The following is a 19,806-nucleotide window of genomic DNA, read 5'->3' on the forward strand; positions in this document are numbered from 1 at the left end:
AACCGTTATTTGGTCTTTTGTTTTTTGAACGTGTGCATAGTCTAGGGGTTCTCAATTCATTGTAAGGTTTGTTGAACCATGTCTGATTTGCAAGGACGCCAGAGGCCTGAGTCTCCACCTGTTTCAAGTGCGGAGGATAAAGGTGTTCATTATCATCGAGTGATGCAGGTCATTCCTCAGGCAATACGTAACGCATCGCCGATACGACTCACGTCACTCATGACTCTCAAGGCAGATATACCCGAGTGGTACATGAGTGCGCGGGATATTGACCGTGACTATCTAAAGGAACTGCTAAAAGACCGTTGGCGATTGCAGGGTGAGCTGGATCAGGTTCTGGATGATCTACAGCATGATATCAATGCCTTCGCCCAACCGCTGCTCAGGTCCGCATTGAAAGCAAACGTCGACATTGACGAAGACCCGAATACCCTTTCGCTGCATCTGAACGTACCGAGCAAAATTATTTTTGATATCGATACCGGTGCCAGTGTTATCAGGCGTTCGTCGTTGCTTGCGGCAGCGCTGCACAATTTCGAGGAGGCAGAGACCAAGGAAGGGGCTTTTCGAAGCGATTCGGGTGTTTACCGCGAAGATTCGCGCGGCGTCCTTGTACAGGACAACGCCATGACGCCGCAAAAGTTCGCTTCGCTGTGTCGCACCCTGGACATCGGCGCGCACTATCAAACCCATATTAAAGCGCGACTGCGGCCGCAGGACCCCAACGCCAGGCGCGTACTTCAGGAGCGCTCGATCGCCAGCGAAAAAGCGGCGTTCAAGTTATCGGCCCTCGTTTCCCATTTAAAAGGTGATCTAAATGCTAGCGCCTATGATTGCCTACGCAACGTTGTGGAGGGTGACCGAACTGTCAAATTGTACGGTCGTCCCCTGCTGAATCATCGTGTGTCCCTGATGGGTTTCAAGTTGACGGGGATTGTACTGTTCAGTGCCGTAAGTGAACCCTCTGAAATAAAGAAAGCGATAGAGGCGCTGACGCCGCAAAGTTTGAAGTTCTGGACTGACTGGTCTCGTCGACTGCCTGTTTTGCCGGGACACGTATATGAGCAATACACATTACTTCAGAACTTTTTTGCCAACGGACCTCAAGGCGTCATTGATGAAACTTTGCGTAAGGAAGATATTTATCAACAGAGCCGTTTGAGCGGTCCGTTGATTGCCTACCTACCCGACGATCCCAACCATCCGCTGAAAGAGTACGCTTCGTTGGCGGACTTCATGACGATGCTGATCAGCCAACTGCGCACATCGGACTACCAGGCCTTTTTTAGCCGGTTCGTGGATCAGAAGGACAAGGGGCGATTTTTCGCTCGGGTCAACGAGCGTCTCAAGACCTTCACCTGGCAGCAACGTGAACCCTTGGACATGGGTCCATGGTGGCGGGAAACCGCGATTGAAAACCCCAACGCAGAGCCTGTCACCAACCTCATTGCCAACGATCTATGGGGCACGTTGTTCCGGCAGCGGCGGGACAAGGCAATAGCCGACGCCCGGCTGATTGCAGTGCCGACCGGCGACGAAGACGCAGCAGCGCGGTGGAAGCGCTTGACCAGCGTTCTGGATATCGGTTGGAACATCTTCAACTTTGCCGCGATGCTGGTGCCCGGTTTCGGCGAAGCGATGCTGGGCATCATGATCGGGCAAATGCTTGTGGAGCTGACCGAGGGCATCGAGGACTGGAGCAATGGCGACAAGGAGCAAGCATCGGCCTACATCAACGGCGTATTGATCAACTTCGCCCAGCTGGCGTTGATGGGTACTGGGCATGTATTACCGGCGAAAGTCATACCGGTCAAAACATCGTCTTTCGTCGATCAGCTTAAGCCCGTGCAAATCAACGGTAAGGAACGGCTCTGGCATCCGGACCTGACGGCTTACGAACATCCCGCGATATTGCCGCAAACAGCTCAGGCGAACGATTCGGGTATTTATCGTCATCTAGGTCAGGATTTGCTGCCGCTGGATGGCAAAAATTATGCAATGACCCAAGACGCTGACACCGGGCAATATCGCTTGCGACATCCAACCCGGCCCGGGGCTTATCAGCCAGTAGTTGAACAGAATGGCGCGGGGGCCTGGAAAACCGAACTCGACCAACCGCTGGCCTGGGACAAAACACGCTTGATGCGCCGACTGGGCGCTTCAGCACGAGACTGGCCAGATGAGACGCTGGAGCAAATCCTGACCGTGGCTGGCGTTTCGGAGGACGCCTTGCGACGGTTGCTTGCCGAGCTCGACGCGCCGCCGGTCATGCTGGCCGATACGCTCAAACGGTACAGGCTGTATGCCGAAGCGGGTGAGGTGGGTCAGCAAATACTGGCCAATCAGGTGCCCGAGGCGTTGATGAGAGAAGTCACGAGCTTGATGACCGATTTGCCTCGCTGGCCAGAGCAGAGGGCCGTGGAGATCTTCGATGGCCCAGAGTTGAAAGGAGCATCGACCGTCGTTGGCACTGTCGAGCCAACGAGCGCGGACCGCATCAAGCTGACCCGTGCCGAGTTCCGCTCCGGTCAGTTGCCCCAGCGCACCCTCGAAACCCTGGGTGAACAGGAAATCCATGATCTGCTTGGCCAATCAATACCCAGTTCTAAAGAGGTGCGCGTCCAGGTATTGAAGGAAAGGCTGGCGAGCGAGGCTACGAAAAAACGCAAGCGGCTGTTCGAGTCCTTGTACAAGCAGCACGACGTCGCCGACGGGGCGCTGGTGCATGTGTTGACTGACGCCTATCCAGAGCTGCCAAACGCTGCCGCTGCAAAACTGATGCTGGAGGCTACCCCGGCCGACCTGAAACATCTGTCAGAAAAGCAGGCTCTTCCCTTGCGCTTGCGCGAACAGGCACGCCAGGCTCGACAACGTGTGCGCGTGAGTCGCGCCTATGAGGGGCTGTATCTGGAAGATCTGCAGAACAACGACACGCGACGGTTGCAACTGGCGTCGTTGGCCACCCTGCCGGGCTGGTCCAACGATGTACGCATCGAAATTCGTGAGCTCTCCTTCAGCGGCAAGCTTAATGCCAGTGTCGGTCCCGAGAATGCACCCATTCGCAAGGTGTTGATTCTTGAGGATGAAGGCGGCTATCAGGCACGCGATGAGAAGAGTCAACATTTGCACGGTATCGATGATTTTTTTGCTTCTCTGCTGCATGCGTTGCCGGACACCGAGCGTAAAGCGCTGGGGTATGACATTTTTGAGGGTGAGCGGCTCAGGCTTGACCTGCAGCGTTCGCCGCTTGATCGCGAGCGATTCGAGTCGGCCTTGAATGAGTACCCGGTGCGTAAACCGTTTTATGACCCTGAAACGATGCGGCTGCGTGGCGGCATGCAAGGGTATCGCCAGATCGCCAACGATTCCTTGTTGAAACGACGGGTTCAAGCGCTCTATCCGGGATTTTCAGACGAACAAATCACCTCCTTGCTCGGAGAGTTCGCCGACGCAGCCCCTTTGCGTGTCAGTGCCCTGGAAGACGAATTCGACCAGTTGAACACCACGATGCGACGCTGGCTGAACGCTTTGACGACCTCTTTTCGCTTCAGTCCTGCGGGGATTGCAGAGTGGGATCTGCGCAACAAACTCTACAAGGTGATCAGGCAATGCTGGCAACGTACCGGGCCATCGGGTGTCGACGCCCCAGGTATCGTCCGACCGCAGCACCTTTATCTAACGGGTTTGCCGATGGGCCGGTACCTTGAGAGTTTTCCCAGGCTGACTGCCAATTTTGATCACGTTACGAGACTGAGCATGAGGGACGCCGGTTTGCTCAGCAGCCAGGAGCCGTTTCTCGAGCCTTTGCGCGGGCTTCGCTTTCTGGACTTGGGCGGTAACCTGTTGAACCGCTTGCCGCCGGTCATAGGCGACATGCGCTACCTCGATGATCTGTCGCTGGGTAACAATCAAATCGTGCTGACTCAGGAGGCAGTGGTTCACTTGAGAGGATTGACCCGACTCAAGACGCTGTGGTTACAAGGAAATCCGTTGAGGCTCGCGCCTGATATCAGCCAGATGCCCAATCTGGAAATACTCAATCTTGAGCGAACTGACCTGGACCGATGGCCCGTCGGCCTGTTCGCCACGCCGCGTCCGCGCCACCTCTACTTGAATCTTCAATTCAACCGTTTGATCGACATTCCAGATGTTGCCCCCGGTTCGTTCCGTGCCGAGTTACTGGCACGGCCCCTCGTGAGTCGCGACGCTGAGTGGATGCCGGCAAGTGTTTTGGAACAGCTGAAACGCTATACGGAATCGGTAGGTCTGGACCCGGAGCGCCCTTATCCGCCGTTGGGCTTGCTGGACAGCATCAACTGGGTGCATGGCATGCCTGAATCGTCGTTCAGAAGCAGGCTGATCTTATGGGACGAGATTGAAGATGAGTTCGGTTCCGTACCGTTTTTCAACGAGATTGGAAAGCTGACCCAGTCGGCAGACTTCACCGCAGCGGAGTCATCCTACCGCACCGAATTGACGGCCAAGGTCTGGCGAATGCTTGAGGCCATGAACGAGAATACGGCGCTGCGCGAAGAGATTTTCACCGAAGCCTCGGCAACGACAGCCTGTTCCGATGGCGGTACCCAGCTGTTCAACGCGCTAGGGCTCAGGGTTTTGATTCATGAGGCTTACGCTTTGCAGAACCCGGCACTGGTCGAGGCCCAATTGCTGGAACTGGCCCGAGGCAAGTCTCGCCTGGATGAATTGGGCGCTATCGCGCGCAGCCGTGTGGCCGATCGCTTGGCGAACGGAGAAACCTTCAGGCGTGTCGATGCCAGTGGCCGCGTCACCGGGACGATCGATGAAGTGGAGGTTCACCTGGCCTACATGACTGATCTGGCGGAGCGTCTGGATCTGCCTTGGCAATCGCGTGGCATGCTCTTCAGAAACATGGCCGGGGTTACCCAAGAGATGATCGAAGGCGCTGGTGTGAGGGTGCTGGCGTTGGAGGAAGGAGACCTGCTAATAGAGAGAATTCTTGAGCAGCCTTTCTGGAAGATTTACCTCGAAAACATCTATCGCCAGGAGTTCGACAGTCTGGCGCTTGAGCGGCAGGACGGAGATGAAATGGCCCACTTCAACGCGATCAAGGCGCTGGAAAAAACCTTGACGAAGCAGGCTGTGGAGCGTGCAAGGCTGCAAAGGACGGAATTACCGTTCTCGGTGCAGACCGATCGCTGATTGATGTTTTGACGAGCCCCGAATGCGCTGCCGCATTCGGGGTTTTTTTATTGAGAAGACCGTCAGAACAGAAAATAACGCTGCGCCATGGGCAAGGTTTCGGCCGGCTCACACCATAACAACACCCCGTCGGCTTTCACTTGATAGGTCTGCGAGTCGACGTCGATATTCGGCAGATAATCGTTGTGAATCAGGTCGGTTTTCTGCACGTCGCGACACCCTTTGACCACCGCGATGGTCTTTTTCAGACCCAAGGCTGCGGGTAGCCCGGCCTCCTGCGCCGCCTGACTGATAAAGGTCAGGCTGGTGGCGTGCAACGAACCGCCGTAACTGGCGAACATCGGACGGTAGTGCACCGGCTGCGGCGTCGGGATCGAAGCGTTGGCATCGCCCATCAGGCTGGCCGCGATGGCGCCGCCCTTGAGGATCAGCGTCGGTTTGACCCCGAAGAACGCCGGGCGCCACAGCACCAGATCCGCCCATTTGCCCACCTCGACCGAACCTACTTCATGGCTGATACCGTGGGTGATTGCGGGATTGATCGTGTACTTGGCGATGTAGCGTTTGGCGCGGAAGTTGTCGTTGCCTTCGCCATCACCGGGCAACGGGCCGCGCTGCTTTTTCATCTTGTCGGCGGTCTGCCAGGTGCGCGTGATCACTTCACCAACCCGGCCCATGGCCTGGCTGTCGGAGCTGATCATCGAGAACGCGCCGAGGTCGTGGAGGATGTCTTCGGCGGCGATGGTTTCACGACGGATGCGGCTTTCGGCGAAGGCCACGTCTTCGGCGATACTCGGGTCCAGGTGGTGGCAGACCATCAGCATGTCGAGGTGTTCGTCGATGGTGTTGCGGGTGAACGGCCGGGTCGGGTTGGTCGAGCTCGGCAGCACGTTGGCAAAGCCGCAGGCTTTGATGATGTCCGGGGCATGCCCGCCGCCCGCGCCTTCGGTGTGATAGGTGTGGATGGTGCGGCCCTTGAAGGCGGCGAGGGTGGTTTCGACGAAGCCCGATTCGTTGAGGGTGTCGGTATGGATCGCCACCTGTACGTCGTATTGGTCGGCGACGTTCAGGCAGTTATCGATGCTGGCCGGGGTGGTGCCCCAATCCTCGTGCAACTTGAGGCCGATGGCACCGGCCTTGACCTGCTCGATCAACGGCTCCGGCAGGCTGGCGTTGCCCTTGCCGGTGAAGCCGATGTTCATTGGGAACGCATCGGCGGCCTGGAGCATGCGCGCCAGGTGCCACGGCCCGGACGTACAGGTGGTGGCATTGGTGCCGGTGGCCGGGCCGGTGCCGCCGCCGATCATGGTGGTCACGCCGCTCATCAGCGCTTCTTCGATCTGCTGCGGGCAGATGAAGTGGATGTGCGTGTCGATGCCGCCCGCAGTGAGGATCATGCCTTCACCGGCGATGACTTCGGTGCTGGCACCGACCGCGATGGTCACGTTCGGCTGGATGTCCGGGTTACCGGCCTTGCCGATAGCGGCAATGCGCCCGTCCTTGAGGCCGACATCGGCCTTGACGATGCCCCAGTGATCGATGATCAGTGCGTTGGTGATCAGGGTGTCGACGACCTCTGCGGCGAGTAATTGGCTTTGGCCCTGGCCGTCGCGGATGACTTTGCCACCGCCGAATTTCACTTCTTCGCCGTAGGTGGTGAAGTCCTTTTCCACTTCGATCCACAGTTCGGTGTCGGCCAGACGGACTTTGTCACCGACGGTGGGGCCGAACATGTCGGCGTAGGCCTGACGGGAAATCTTCATTCGTTCGCCTTGGAATTTGATGATCGTTCCCACGCTCTGCGTGGGAATGCCGCCATGGACGCTCTGCGTCCGCCGTTATGTGACGCGGAGCGTCACGGGATGCAATTCCCACGCAGAGCGTGGGAACGATCAGCTAGTCCAGGTCACCCATGATCCGCCCGGCAAACCCGAACACACGGCGATGCCCTGCCAGGTCGACCAACTCGACTTCGCGGCTTTGCCCTGGTTCGAAGCGCACGGCGGTGCCGGCGGGGATGTTCAGGCGCATGCCGCGGCTGGCGGTGCGGTCGAACGTCAGCGCATCGTTGGTTTCGAAGAAGTGGTAATGCGAGCCGACCTGGATTGGCCGGTCGCCGCTGTTGGCTACCTTCAGGCTGAGGGTGCGGCGGCCCACGTTGAGTTCGATGTCGCCGGGCTGGATCTGGTATTCACCGGGAATCATCAATGGGCTCCCTGGAGAATCTTGTAGTAGAGCGCGGTCGGTTTGTAGAGGCCGCTCGGGTCGCAGGCATAGTCGGGAATTTCACCCGCGCGGGTGTAACCCAGAGCCTTGTAGAAGTCTTCGGCAGGGGAGCCGGCCTCGGTGTCGAGGTAGAGCATGCCGCGCTTGTGCTGGAGGGCGGTCGTTTCCAGCGCGCTCATCAACTGTTGGCCCAGACCCCGGCGACGCGCATGTTCACGCACCAGCAGTTTTTGCACTTCGGCGCGGTTCAGGCCATTGGCTTTCTGGCACAGGGTCAGTTGCACACTGGCCTGCACTTGCTCGTCCTTGACCACCACCCACAGCAGCACGTTGCCCTTGTTCAGGTTCTCCTGGACATCATCGAAATAGGCTTGGGCCTGGGTGGCGTCCAGATTGGCCATGAACCCGACGCTGGCGCCATAGCCGACGGCGTCGAGCAGCAGATCAATCAAACCCTGACGATAGTGCGCAAAGCTTTCAACATTGACGCGGCGCAGTTGGGCGGCGTTCATGGGCAATTACTCCTTGTTGGCGGTCGGCGGTTCCGCGCCAGGATTGAGTGTCAGTTGCATGAAGGTCAGGTCCAGCCAGCGACCGAATTTGGTGCCCACCTGAGGCATCTGGCCGGTCGTCACGAAACCGGCTCGCTCATGCAGGCGAATAGAAGCGGCATTACCACTTTCGATGGCGGCGACCATGACGTGCTTGTCGCAACCTTTGGCGCGCTCGATCAACGCGGTCATCAATTGCGGGCCAAGACCGTTGCCACGCTGGTCGCTGCGCACGTAAACCGAGTGCTCAACGGTGTGGCGGAACCCGTCGAACGGGCGCCAGTCACCAAATGAAGCGTAGCCCAGGACCGCGTTGTCGCTGTCGACGATCACCAGAATCGGGTAGCCCTGGGATTGCCGGGCGCTGAACCAGGCCTGGCGGTTACCCAGGTCTACGGCCTGTTCGTTCCAGATGGCCGTGGTGTTAAGCACGGCGTCGTTGTAGATGTCGCGGATCGCCGGCAAGTCGGCATGCGCTGCATCGCGAATGTGATACGTCATGGCGCGGCCTCAGGCGATCGGTTGGTGGACGGTGACCAGTTTGGTGCCGTCGGGAAAGGTCGCTTCGACCTGGATCTCCGGAATCATTTCCGGGATGCCTTCCATCACTTGTTCGCGACTGAGCAGTGTGGTGCCCAAGTGCATCAGCTCGGCCACGGTACGGCCGTCTCGGGCGCCTTCGAGCAGCGCTGCGGATAGGTAGGCCATGGCTTCCGGGTAGTTGAGTTTCACGCCGCGAGCCAAACGCCGCTCGGCCACAAGGCCGGCGGTGAAGATCAGCAGCTTGTCTTTTTCGCGTGGGGTCAGGTCCATCGTTTGGAATCCATCTGGGCAGATAAAAAGGTATTGGGATCTATGAATACAATCCCTGTGGGAGCGAGCTTGCTCGCGATGGCGTCGGGACATTCAACATCCGAGTTACCTGATACACCGCTATCGCGAGCAAGCTCGCTCCCACAGAAAAGCAATTCAGGTGCTCCATATTCGCGGTGGGACGGCTTCCCGGCCGAGCAATGCAGGCCTGAGCAATCGCCACAAATCGATCAGCCAGCCGCGGGCCAGCAACGCTTCACCCGCCAGACACCGAGCAACCAACAGCCCCGGCAACTGCGTCAAATCCCCGCGCACGTCATGGGTCAACGAACGGCATTTCTCCAGCAATTCACGATCAACCTCCCCAGTCACCCACAACGTCGCAAACACCGGTTGCCCATCCAGCCCGATCGGCGAATCAAGCAATCCGTCACCCCCGACAATGCGCTGGCGTTCATGCCAGAGCAACTGGCCGTCGCGGCGGATGTCCAGCTGCGCCTGAAAATGTCCGAGGTCGAAACGCTCGCCGCTGGCCGGACGCCCCAGCGCCACCACGTCCCAGTAGAACAATCGGGCATCGCCTTCAAGGTCGATGCACGTGCTGAGTTCAGCCTGCGCGGCGCTGAAAATGATCGCCTCTTGTGGCAACCATTCCAGTGTCGCACCGCTTGCCACCTTCAAATCCAGCTGCTGATAGGCGGGGCCGGCAGCGCGATACCACTTGGCCGCGCCTGGGCTGGTGATTTGCGCCCAGGCGTCCGTGCCGACACTGGCCGAGATGTCCAGCCGATCACCGCCGGCAATCCCGCCCGGCGGGTGCACGATGATGTGCTGGCAAACTTCCGGCCCTTCGGCATACAGATGTTTCTGCACCCGCAGCGGGCCTTTGTGGCGGCGCTGAACCGGTCGCGTGCTGTCGCCGAATCGGGCGTAGCCGAGTTCCAGCTCGGCGTGCCAGCTGGGGGTAAACAGGACAGTGGGAAGAGGTAAATTCATGGTTTCTAATTATCGTCAGGACGCTACAGATTAGATCGTAGCCTTATATCGTAACCAAACCGCGTACACCCTCGGCTTCCATATTTTCTCCACGTCCCTGTTGCACGATCTCGCCCCGCGACATTACCAGGTACTGATCGGCCAGTTCGGCGGCGAAATCGTAGAACTGCTCCACCAGCAAAATCGCCATGTCGCCGCGCGCCGCGAGCTTCTTGATCACCGCGCCGATCTCCTTGATCACCGACGGTTGGATGCCTTCGGTGGGCTCGTCGAGAATCAGCAGGCGTGGACGGCTGGCCAACGCTCGGCCGATCGCCAATTGCTGCTGTTGGCCACCGGACAAGTCACCCCCGCGCCGTTGCTTCATTTGCAGCAGCACCGGGAACAGCTCGTAGATGAACGCCGGGACTTCCCTGGCTTCAGAGCCGGGAAATCGCGACAGGCCCATCAGCAGGTTTTCTTCCACGGTCAGCCGGCCGAAAATTTCCCGACCCTGAGGCACATAAGCGATCCCGGCATGCACCCGCTGGTGTGGCTTGAACGTGGTGATTGGTTTGCCTTCCCAGTTCACCGCGCCTTCTTTGGCCGGCAACAGGCCCATCAGGCACTTGAGCAGGGTGGTCTTGCCCACCCCGTTGCGCCCGAGCAGGCAGGTGACTTCACCGACCTTCACCTCAAATGTCAGGCCCCGCAGGATGTGGCTACCGCCGTAATACTGGTGAAGCTTCTCAACTTGCAGCATGTTCAAATTCCCCTGAAAGCTAGCGACCGAGGTACACCTCAATCACGCGCTCGTTATCCTGCACCTGTTCCAGCGACCCTTCCGCCAGCACGCTGCCTTGGTGCAGCACGGTGACGTGGTCTGCGATGGAACCGACGAAGCCCATGTCGTGCTCCACCACCATCAGTGAATGCTGGCCCGCCAGGCGCTTGAACAATTCGGCGGTGAATTCGGTTTCGGCGTCGGTCATGCCCGCTACCGGCTCGTCGAGCAGCAACAGTTGCGGGTCCTGCATCAGCAACATGCCGATCTCCAGAAACTGCTTCTGACCGTGGGACAACAAGCCCGCCGGGCGATTGACCGAGCGGGTCAGGCGAATGGTGTCCAGCACCTCGCTGATGCGGTCTTTCTGTTCGCCACTCAATCGAGCCCGCAGGCTGGCCCACACCGACTTGTCGGTTTTTTGCGCCAGCTCCAGGTTTTCAAAAACGCTCAAGGCTTCGAACACCGTCGGCTTCTGGAACTTGCGACCGATGCCGGCCTGGGCGATCTGCACTTCGCTCATCTGCGTCAGGTCGAGGGTTTCGCCGAACCAGGCTTTGCCGTGACTGGGGCGAGTCTTGCCGGTGATCACGTCCATCAGCGTGGTCTTGCCCGCGCCGTTGGGGCCGATGATGCAACGTAATTCGCCGACGCCGATGTACAGGTTCAAGTCGTTCAGCGCCTTGAAACCATCGAAGCTGACGCTGATGTCTTCAAGCGTCAGGAGGGTGCCGTGGCGGGTGTTCAGACCCGGACCGACGCGCTGACCGAGGCCGATGGCGTCGCGGCTGCTGCCGGCGTCCTTGTTGGGCTCCACTGGAAAAAACGCCGGTTCGAGCATGAATTCAGCCGTCGCAGTCACTCTCATTGCTCACCCCTTTTTTTCAGCAAACCGATTACACCTTTGGGCAGGTACAAGGTCACGACGATGAACAGCGCGCCGAGGAAGAACAGCCAGTACTCCGGGAACGCCACGGTGAACCAGCTCTTCATGCCGTTGACCACGCCGGCGCCGAGCAGCGGGCCGATCAGCGTGCCGCGACCGCCCAGCGCCACCCAGACCGCGGCTTCAATGGAGTTGGTCGGCGACATTTCACTGGGGTTGATGATCCCGACTTGCGGCACGTACAGCGCGCCTGCCAGGCCGCAGAGCACTGCGCTCAACACCCAGACAAACAGCTTGAAACCACGCGGATCGTAGCCGCAAAACATCAAGCGGTTTTCCGCGTCCCGCAGCGCGGTCAACACTCGACCGAACTTGCTCTGCGCCAGGCGCCAACCGATGAACAGGCTCGCTACCAGCAACACCACGGTGGCGAAAAACAGCACCGCGCGAGTGCCCGGTTCGGTGATGCCGAACCCGAGAATGGTGCGAAAGTTGGTGAAGCCGTTGTTGCCGCCAAACCCTGTTTCGTTGCGGAAAAACAGCAGCATCCCGGCGAAGGTCAGGGCCTGGGTCATGATCGAGAAATACACGCCCTTGATCCGCGAGCGGAAAGCGAAGAAGCCGAACACCAGCGCCAGCAACCCCGGCGCCAACACCACCAGACACATCGACCAGAGGAAGCTGCTGGTGCCGGTCCAGTACCACGGCAATTCAGTCCACGACAGGAAGGTCATGAACGCCGGCAAGCCATCGCCCGAGGCCTGGCGCATCAGGTACATGCCCATCGCATAGCCGCCGAGGGCGAAGAACAAACCGTGACCAAGGGACAGCAGACCGGCGTAACCCCAGACCAGATCGAGGGCCAGCGCGACAATCGCGTAGCAAAGAATCTTGCCCACCAGCGTCAGCGTGTACGCCGAGACATGAAACGCGCTGTCCGGCGACAACAACGACAGCAGCGGCAACGCCAGCAACAGAACGAGGATCACCGCGCCGACGGCGATCGTGACTTTGGGGCCGGCCTTTTGTGTAGCCGTGAGCATAAGGGGCTGGTTCATCAGTCGATCACCCGTCCTTTCAGTGCGAAGAGGCCTTGCGGACGTTTCTGAATGAACAGAATGATCAGCGCGAGGATCAGGATCTTGCCCAGCACCGCGCCGATCTGCGGTTCGAGAATCTTGTTGGCGATGCCCAGGCCGAAGGCCGCCAGCACGCTACCGGCCAACTGCCCGACACCGCCGAGCACCACCACCAGGAACGAGTCGATGATGTAGCTCTGGCCAAGGTCCGGGCCGACATTGCCGATCTGACTGAGGGCTACGCCACCAAGCCCGGCAATGCCCGAGCCGAGGCCGAAGGCGAGCATGTCCACGCGACCGGTCGGCACGCCGCAGCAGGCGGCCATGTTGCGGTTTTGGGTAACGGCGCGAACGTTCAAACCGAGGCGAGTCTTGTTCAGCAGCAACCAGGTCAGCACCACCACAAACAAGGCGAAGGCGATGATCACAATGCGGTTGTATGGCAGCACCAGGTTGGGCAGCACTTGAATTCCGCCCGACAGCCACGTCGGGTTGGCCACTTCAACGTTCTGCGCGCCGAACATCAATCGGACCAGCTGAATCAGCATGAGGCTGATGCCCCACGTGGCGAGCAGGGTTTCCAGCGGACGGCCGTAGAGGTGGCGAATCACCGTGCGTTCCAGCGCCATGCCGATAGCGGCGGTCACGAAAAACGCCACCGGCAAGGCGATCAGCGGATAGAACTCGATGGCTTGCGGGGCGAAGCGCTGGAACATCAACTGCACCACATACGTCGAGTACGCGCCGAGCATCAGCATCTCGCCGTGGGCCATGTTGATCACGCCGAGCAGACCGAAGGTGATCGCCAGACCGAGTGCGGCAAGCAGCAGGATCGACCCCAGGGACATGCCGCTGAAGGCCTGACCGAGGACCTCGCCAATCAGCAGTTTGCGTTTGACTTGAGCGAGGCTGGTTTCGGCAGCGGTACGCACATGAGCGTCGGCTTCGACACTGGGTTGCAGCAGGCTTTCGAGGCGAGTGCGGGCCAGTGGATCCCCGGTTTCACCGAGCAGGCGCACAGCGGCAAGGCGCACGGCCGGGTGGGTGTCCACCAGTTGCAGATTGGCCAGCGCCAGGCTCAACGCCGCGTGGACACTGTGGTCTTTTTCGCCAGCCAGTTGCTGGTCGAGGAATGCAAGCTGCGCAGGTTTAGCGCTTTTCTGCAATTGCTGCGCGGCGGCCAGACGGAGGTTAGCGTCGGTGGCGAGCAATTGGTGGCTGGCCAGCGCGGTGTCGATCAGACCGCGCAGGCGGTTGTTCAGGCGCAGGGTCTTCGGTTGGCCTTCGACGGTCAGCGCGCCTTGTTGCAGGGCGTTGATCAGTTCGATGCGAGCCGGATCGGGTTGCGCGGCCCAGGATTCGAGAAGCTTGGCTTGCTGCACGGGATTGGCCGCGACGAAGTCTTCGGCGTCGCCGGCGTGAGTGGCCATCGGCAGTAAGAGCGCGAGGGCGAGGAAGATGCGGTAAATGGCAGTGAGCATGTCATTGGCCTTACATATTGATCGTTCCCACGCTCCGCGTGGGAATGCCGCCACGGACGCTCCGCGTCCGCTTTGGAAGTGACGCAGAGCGTCACGGGATGCATTCCCACGCAGAGCGTGGGAACGATCAGGCTGGGCGGGGTGAATCAGTTGCTCTTCACCGCATAATCCGGCTTCTTGTCGTTACCCGAGATAAACGGGCTCCAAGGCTCTGCACGGATCGGCCCTTCGGTCTGCCACACCACGTTGAACTGACCGTCCGCCTGAATCTCGCCGATCATCACCGGTTTGTGCAGGTGGTGGTTGGTCTTGTCCATGGTCAGGGTGTAGCCGGACGGCGCGGCAAAGGTCTGGCCGGCGAGGGCCTCGCGGACTTTGTCGACGTCGGTGGATTTGGCTTTCTCAGCCGCTTGCGCCCACATGTGAATGCCCACGTAGGTGGCTTCCATCGGGTCGTTGGTCACCGCTTTATCGGCGCCCGGCAGGTTGTGTTTCTTGGCGTAGGCTTTCCAGTCAGCCACGAACTTCTTGTTCGCCGGGTTCTCGACCGACTCAAAGTAATTCCACGCTGCCAGGTTGCCCACCAACGGTTTGGTGTCGATGCCGCGCAGTTCTTCTTCCCCCACGGAGAACGCCACGACCGGAACGTCGGTGGCTTTCAGGCCCTGGTTGGCCAGTTCTTTATAGAACGGCACGTTGGAGTCGCCGTTGACGGTGGAGATGACAGCGGTCTTGCCACCGGCCGAGAATTTTTTGATGTTGGCCACGATGGTTTGATAGTCGCTGTGGCCGAATGGGGTGTAGACCTCTTCGATGTCCTTGTCCGCCACCCCTTTGGCGTGCAGGAACGAGCGCAGGATCTTGTTGGTGGTGCGCGGGTAGACGTAGTCGGTGCCCAACAGGAAGTAGCGCTTGGCGCTGCCGCCTTCTTCGCTCATCAGGTATTCCACCGCTGGGATCGCCTGCTGGTTCGGCGCGGCGCCGGTGTAGAACACGTTCGGCGACATCTCTTCACCTTCGTATTGCACCGGGTAGAACAGCAGGCCGTTGAGTTCCTCGAACACCGGCAATACCGACTTGCGCGACACCGACGTCCAGCAACCGAACACCACCGCGACCTTGTCCTGGGTCAGCAACTGGCGACCCTTTTCGGCAAACAGCGGCCAGTTCGACGCGGGGTCCACGACCACGGGTTCGAGCATTTTGCCGTTCACGCCACCCTTGGCGTTGATCTCGTCGATGGTCATCAACGCCATGTCTTTGAGCGACGTTTCGGAGATCGCCATGGTGCCGGACAACGAATGCAGAATACCGACCTTGATGGTCTCGGCGGCCTGGATGGTCCAGGTCATGCCCATCGCGGCAATGGATGCCGATAGTGTGAAAGCCTTGATCAAGCTGCGACGCTTCATTGTGCGATCTCCATGAACTTGTGAATTTTATGGGTGGCAGATGCGGACTACTGAAGGGTCTTTAGCAAGGGCTGTGCCTGGTCGGCAAAAGGCAGGGAAATGTCGCATTAGAGCGGTTGCGCGGTTTGGGTGGCGCACCATGAAGGATCGCGCCTGGCGCGTTGGTGCGAAGAGGTGCGCCAGATTGGGGCGCGACGATTGCCCCTGTGGGCATGTCCACAGGGGTAGCGCGCGGTGCAAAAATTTAATCCATTGCACCGCGGCTAGCGTTTTTGAGTATCAGGCCGCTTGAGTTTTTGTAGTCATTCGCGAAAACAGCACCCGGTCGAGCAGCCAGACCACCACCAGCGAAGCACCGACCAACGGAAAGGCCACCGCCAGTGCAAACATGATGACCATCGCGGTTTTCCATTTCGGCAGGTCATGGCGCAGCGGCGGAACACCGAATTTCCCCTCTGGACGGCGCTTCCACCAGATCACCACGCCGCTGACGGCGCTGAGCAGAATCATCAGGCAGATCAGCAGGATGATGATCTGATTGAGCGGACCGAACATTTTTCCTTCGTGCAACATCACGCCGATTTCCGTCGCGCGGGCGACGGCGCCGTATTGGGCGAAGCGCACGTCGGCGAGGACGTCGCCGGTGTACTGATCGACATGCAAGGTGGCGTCGTTGCGCGGGTCGTCGGCGAACACCGCGATGGTGAACACGCCGGTGGCGGTCGTCGGCAAGGTGATGCTGTAACCCGATTCGACCTTGCGTTGCACAGCGATGTTCTGCACGTCCTGCAAGCTGATGGTCGGCGCGGCGGGGCCGGCTTGCGCGCCGCCGTGGGCCATGTGTTCGGCGTGGTCGCCGGACATCGGCATCGGCGTGTTTTCCATCGCCCATGGCACGGTCTGGCGGGTGGCGGTGTTGAGGCTGCGGGCCTCGACATCAGACTTGGGCACGTCATCCCACATCGCTGCTGGAAAGACATTCCAGACTTCGGCGTATTGCTTGCCCCAGAACCCGGTCCAGGTCATCCCGCTGAGCAGCATCACCAACAGCAACGACGCGCCCCAGAACCCGGTTACCGCGTGCAGGTCACGCCAGAGCACTCGACCGCGACTGCTCAATCGCGGCCACAGAATTCCGGCAGCCTGGCCACGCGGCCACCACAGAAAGACGCCGGAGACCACCAACACCACGCCCCAACCGGCGGCCAATTCGATCAGTCGATCACCGACGGTGCCGATCATCAGTTCACCGTGAATCGCTCGCGCCACCGCTTGCAGATTCTTCTTCGCGTCTTGCTCGCCGAGGATGTCGCCCTGGTAGGGGTCGACGAACACGTTCAGCTCATTGCCGGCATTGAGCACGACAAATTGCGCGCTGCGTTCGGCGTTGGCCGGCGGCAGGTATTGCTTGATCTGACCCTGTGGATACGCCGCTTTTACCCGCTTGAGCAGGTCGTCGGCCGGGACGCTGTGATGCCCGGCCGGGACGTTCAGCAGGCTGCCGTACATCAACGGGTCGAGTTGCGGTTTGAACAGGTAAATGATGCCGGTCAGGGCCAGCATTACCATGAAAGGCGCGACGAACAGACCGGCATAAAAATGCCAGCGCCAGGCCAGGTTGTAGAAACTTACTGTGGGCTGTTTCATCGGTTGTGCTCCGCTTGGCTTGGTTCTTTTGTTGTTGTCCGGTGACTGCTGCGCAGTCATTCGCGGGCAAGCCCGCTCCCACATGGGCGGTGTTGAACCTGTGGGAGCGAGCTTGCTCGCGATGCTTTTAAAAGCTCATATCCACCTTGGTCCAGAGCGTGCGCCCCGGTTCTTTAATGGCTTGCGGGTCATTGGCCGGGTAGCCGAAACCGGCGTTGCCGGCCAGGTTCAAGTGCTCGGCATAAGCCTTGCCGAACAGGTTGTCGACGCCCGTGCTGACCTTCCAGTTTTTGTTAATCCGGTAGGCGCCATTGAGCGAGAACACGCCAAACCCCGACGTCTTGTCGAAGTCCTTGCCGACGACGTTGCCCTTGTTCTGGTCGATGCGGTTTTGCGCCGCAACCACCCGCCACAAGGCACCGGCGCTCCAGTTGTCTGCGCTGTAGGTCAGGCCGAAACGTGCGTCCAAGGGCGGCATTTGCGGCAGCGCGTTGCCGTCGCTGCTGTTCTTGCCCCAGGCGTAGGCCAGGGTTGCGTCGGCTTTCCAATGGCTGGTCAGCTTGTAGGCCGCACCCAATTCGCCGCCCATGATTCGTGCGTCGATGTTTTGTGCTTGCGAGGTCATGCTCATCATTGCGGGCGTGTAGTTGAACAGGATGTAGTCGCGCACCTGCCCGACGTATCCCGAGGCCCAGGCTTCCAGGTCTTCGGTCTTGTATTGCAGGCCGACGTCCAGCTGGGTGGTTTTCTCAGGCTTGATCGAATCGAAGGCGTTCACCGATCCGGCGGGCCCCGATTTGGGCGAAAACAGCTCCCAGTAATCCGGGAAACGCTGGGTGTGGCCGAGGCCGGCATACAGCGTGGTCGGGCTGTCCGCCAGATCATGCTCGTAACGGACGAAGCCGCTTGGCAAGGTGTCGGCGCGGGTATCGTCGGCGGTTGGGTTGGCGCGAGTCATCATCCCCGAGCCAGTGGTCTGCCGATAATCCTTGGCCGAGGCGCGGTCCAGGCGTGCACCGGTAATCAACCGATCACGGTCGGCGGCGTACCAGGTCAATTCGCTGAACACGCCGTAGTTGTGGAAGTCGGCGTCCTTGTTGCGCGGCAGATCCTTGTAGACGTCGATGCCCATGGCGCTGCGTTGGCGATGTTCGTTGGTCTGCCCATCAATGCCGCTGATCAACTGCACATCGGCCCAGCGCCAGGTGGCTTTGATCCGTGCGCCGAGGGTTCGACGGTCGACGTTGGAGGCCATCGGGCCGGCCATCATGCCGGTGCCGGACGGCGTGCGCAGGGTGTAGTTGTCCATTACGTGATCGGCGTAGTTGTAGTCAATCTGCGCTTCGACCTTATCCAGCACGTCGCCGATGTTCGACTGCTCGAAACGCAGGCCCAGGCTTTCGCGCTTGAACTGCGAACCGTCCATGCCGCGCCCGGCGTAACGGGCTTCGCCATCGCTTTTGCCAGCGGTCAGTTCCAGCAGAGTGTCAGCGTCCGGCGTCCAGCCAACCGCCACATCGCCGTTCCATTTGTCATAGCGCGACGGCACGGTGTCGTTGTTGCCGTCCCGGTAGTCGTCGGAATGCGCAGTGTTGCCGATCACTCGCACGTAACCCAGCGGCCCGCCGGCAGCGGCGTCCACCACTTTGTCGAAACGCCCGTTGGAGCCGACCAGCACGCTGGCGTTCACCCGGGTGCCGAGTTCGCCGAAGCTTTCCGGCTCACGGTCGAAGAGGATGGTGCCGGCCGATGCGCCGGGTCCCCAGAGCACGGTTTGCGGGCCTTTGATGACGGTCAGTTTGTCGTAGGTTTCGGGCGAGATGTACGAGGTCGGTGCGTCCATTCGGCCGGGGCAGGCGCCAAGCAACTGGCCGCCGTTGGTGAGGATGTTGAGCCGCGAACCGAACATGCCGCGCAGCACCGGGTCGCCGTTGGTGCCGCCATTGCGCACCAGGGCGAAGCCGGGGATGGATTTCAGGTAGTCGCCACCGTCGCTGGCCGGCACCGGTTGGCGCGGGTCTTTGGGGTTGGTGACGATGGTCAGCGGCGAACTCGGCGCGATGGCGGTGATCACCGTTGGGCTCAGTTCTTCACTGTGACCGGCGTGTTCATCGGCCAGCACCGTCGGTGTCAGCAGTGCACCGCAAAGGAAGGCGGTGGCGAGCCTGAAACGAATACTCGATTCGTTCGGGGCAAAAGAAGCTTGGGCAGGGCGCAAGCGTGTGTCAGCAGAAAACCTGGACATGACAATTTCCATCGAACAGTCGTAAACGACACGGCCGGCAGCCTGGGGCTGTCTTCTAAACCGTGTGAGAGCGGATGTGGGTGTTTACGCGTCGATGGGTGGGGCGCGAGTGCGGGCGCCGGGGAAGAAGGTTGGCCGGGCGTGGCCCTGTCGGGGGGAGGGGGGGGTGAAAGTGGTGGCTGTTGGCGTGTCGTACGCGATGAAGGACTGGCCGCCGGTCAGCGCCGGGCAATTGAACAGCAGGCTGCAATAGCCGCATTTTTCCCAGAGCGCGTGGTGCGAAGCTTTGGGCGGGCAGTGCTCGGCGGCAGGTTGCGCGCCGTGGTCGGCGTGCTCAATTGCCGACATGTCCATCGACATCGACGAGGCGCGTTGATCCATCGGCATCGACTGAGAAATCAGCGGGCCGATAAAGATCATCAACATGGCGAACAGGCTGATCCAGCTGCCGCGCGTCAGGCTTAACGGCTGACGACGGTGTGCGGATGACCTGGCGCTGAGCGGGCGCATGGACGTTTTTGCTCAG

At 60.0% G+C, this 19,806-nt stretch carries 15 protein-coding genes; 1 reads left to right on the top strand and 14 read right to left on the bottom strand.

Annotated features, from left to right (window positions below):
- The first annotated feature begins 78 nt into the window (after positions 1 to 78).
- The gene (locus ACYZTR_RS03860) at positions 79 to 5,181 is read left to right on the top strand and encodes an NEL-type E3 ubiquitin ligase domain-containing protein (RefSeq protein WP_461976583.1); all 5,103 of its coding nucleotides are present in this window, start codon (positions 79 to 81) and stop codon (positions 5,179 to 5,181) included.
- Positions 5,182 to 5,243: 62 nt separating this feature from the next.
- On the opposite strand, the gene ureC is transcribed toward ACYZTR_RS03860, so the two are convergent.
- The 14 genes from ureC to ACYZTR_RS03930 all read right to left on the bottom strand — a co-directional run bounded on the left by ureC (position 5,244) and on the right by ACYZTR_RS03930 (position 19,790).
- Positions 5,244 to 6,944, bottom strand: a complete 1,701-nt coding sequence (gene ureC, locus ACYZTR_RS03865) for an urease subunit alpha (protein ID WP_461976585.1) — start codon at positions 6,942 to 6,944, stop codon at positions 5,244 to 5,246.
- Between the two features lie 133 nt (positions 6,945 to 7,077).
- Positions 7,078 to 7,386: an urease subunit beta gene (locus ACYZTR_RS03870; protein WP_282376746.1), complete on the bottom strand. Its 309-nt coding sequence runs from the start codon at positions 7,384 to 7,386 to the stop codon at positions 7,078 to 7,080.
- The gene (locus ACYZTR_RS03875) at positions 7,386 to 7,919 is read right to left on the bottom strand and encodes a GNAT family N-acetyltransferase (protein ID WP_461976587.1); all 534 of its coding nucleotides are present in this window, start codon (positions 7,917 to 7,919) and stop codon (positions 7,386 to 7,388) included. The genes ACYZTR_RS03870 and ACYZTR_RS03875 overlap by 1 nt, the downstream gene beginning before the upstream one ends.
- 6 nt (positions 7,920 to 7,925) lie before the next feature.
- Positions 7,926 to 8,459 carry a GNAT family N-acetyltransferase gene (locus tag ACYZTR_RS03880; protein ID WP_461976589.1) on the bottom strand — a complete coding sequence of 178 codons (534 nt, stop codon included), beginning with the start codon at positions 8,457 to 8,459 and terminating at the stop codon, positions 7,926 to 7,928.
- Between the two features lie 9 nt (positions 8,460 to 8,468).
- Positions 8,469 to 8,771 (bottom strand): urease subunit gamma, encoded by a 303-nt coding sequence (gene ureA / locus ACYZTR_RS03885; RefSeq protein ID WP_461976591.1) that lies wholly within the window; start codon positions 8,769 to 8,771, stop codon positions 8,469 to 8,471.
- 156 nt (positions 8,772 to 8,927) lie between these two features.
- Positions 8,928 to 9,767 carry an urease accessory protein UreD gene (locus ACYZTR_RS03890; RefSeq protein WP_461976593.1) on the bottom strand — a complete coding sequence of 280 codons (840 nt, stop codon included), beginning with the start codon at positions 9,765 to 9,767 and terminating at the stop codon, positions 8,928 to 8,930.
- A gap of 43 nt (positions 9,768 to 9,810) precedes the next feature.
- Positions 9,811 to 10,509 (bottom strand): urea ABC transporter ATP-binding subunit UrtE, encoded by a 699-nt coding sequence (gene urtE, locus ACYZTR_RS03895; protein ID WP_461976595.1) that lies wholly within the window; start codon positions 10,507 to 10,509, stop codon positions 9,811 to 9,813.
- A 19-nt stretch (positions 10,510 to 10,528) separates the two neighbouring features.
- A complete protein-coding gene (gene urtD, locus ACYZTR_RS03900) occupies positions 10,529 to 11,398 on the bottom strand; it encodes an urea ABC transporter ATP-binding protein UrtD (protein WP_461976597.1) in 870 nt (289 codons plus the stop codon).
- On the bottom strand, positions 11,395 to 12,474 hold the full coding sequence (gene urtC / locus ACYZTR_RS03905; RefSeq protein ID WP_461976599.1) for an urea ABC transporter permease subunit UrtC: 1,080 nt from the start codon (positions 12,472 to 12,474) through the stop codon (positions 11,395 to 11,397). Before urtC ends, urtD begins: the two co-directional genes overlap by 4 nt.
- On the bottom strand, positions 12,474 to 13,976 hold the full coding sequence (gene urtB / locus ACYZTR_RS03910; RefSeq protein ID WP_461976601.1) for an urea ABC transporter permease subunit UrtB: 1,503 nt from the start codon (positions 13,974 to 13,976) through the stop codon (positions 12,474 to 12,476). Before urtB ends, urtC begins: the two co-directional genes overlap by 1 nt.
- Positions 13,977 to 14,122: 146 nt before the next feature.
- On the bottom strand, positions 14,123 to 15,388 hold the full coding sequence (gene urtA / locus ACYZTR_RS03915; protein WP_461976603.1) for an urea ABC transporter substrate-binding protein: 1,266 nt from the start codon (positions 15,386 to 15,388) through the stop codon (positions 14,123 to 14,125).
- Positions 15,389 to 15,667: 279 nt separating this feature from the next.
- Positions 15,668 to 17,035, bottom strand: a complete 1,368-nt coding sequence (locus tag ACYZTR_RS03920; protein WP_461976605.1) for a PepSY-associated TM helix domain-containing protein — start codon at positions 17,033 to 17,035, stop codon at positions 15,668 to 15,670.
- A gap of 127 nt (positions 17,036 to 17,162) precedes the next feature.
- The gene (locus tag ACYZTR_RS03925) at positions 17,163 to 19,280 is read right to left on the bottom strand and encodes a TonB-dependent copper receptor (protein ID WP_461976607.1); all 2,118 of its coding nucleotides are present in this window, start codon (positions 19,278 to 19,280) and stop codon (positions 17,163 to 17,165) included.
- Between the two features lie 84 nt (positions 19,281 to 19,364).
- The gene (locus tag ACYZTR_RS03930) at positions 19,365 to 19,790 is read right to left on the bottom strand and encodes a DUF2946 domain-containing protein (protein WP_461976609.1); all 426 of its coding nucleotides are present in this window, start codon (positions 19,788 to 19,790) and stop codon (positions 19,365 to 19,367) included.
- Between the last annotated feature and the right edge of the window lie 16 nt (positions 19,791 to 19,806).

This window comes from Pseudomonas sp. Hz4, assembly GCF_054898165.1.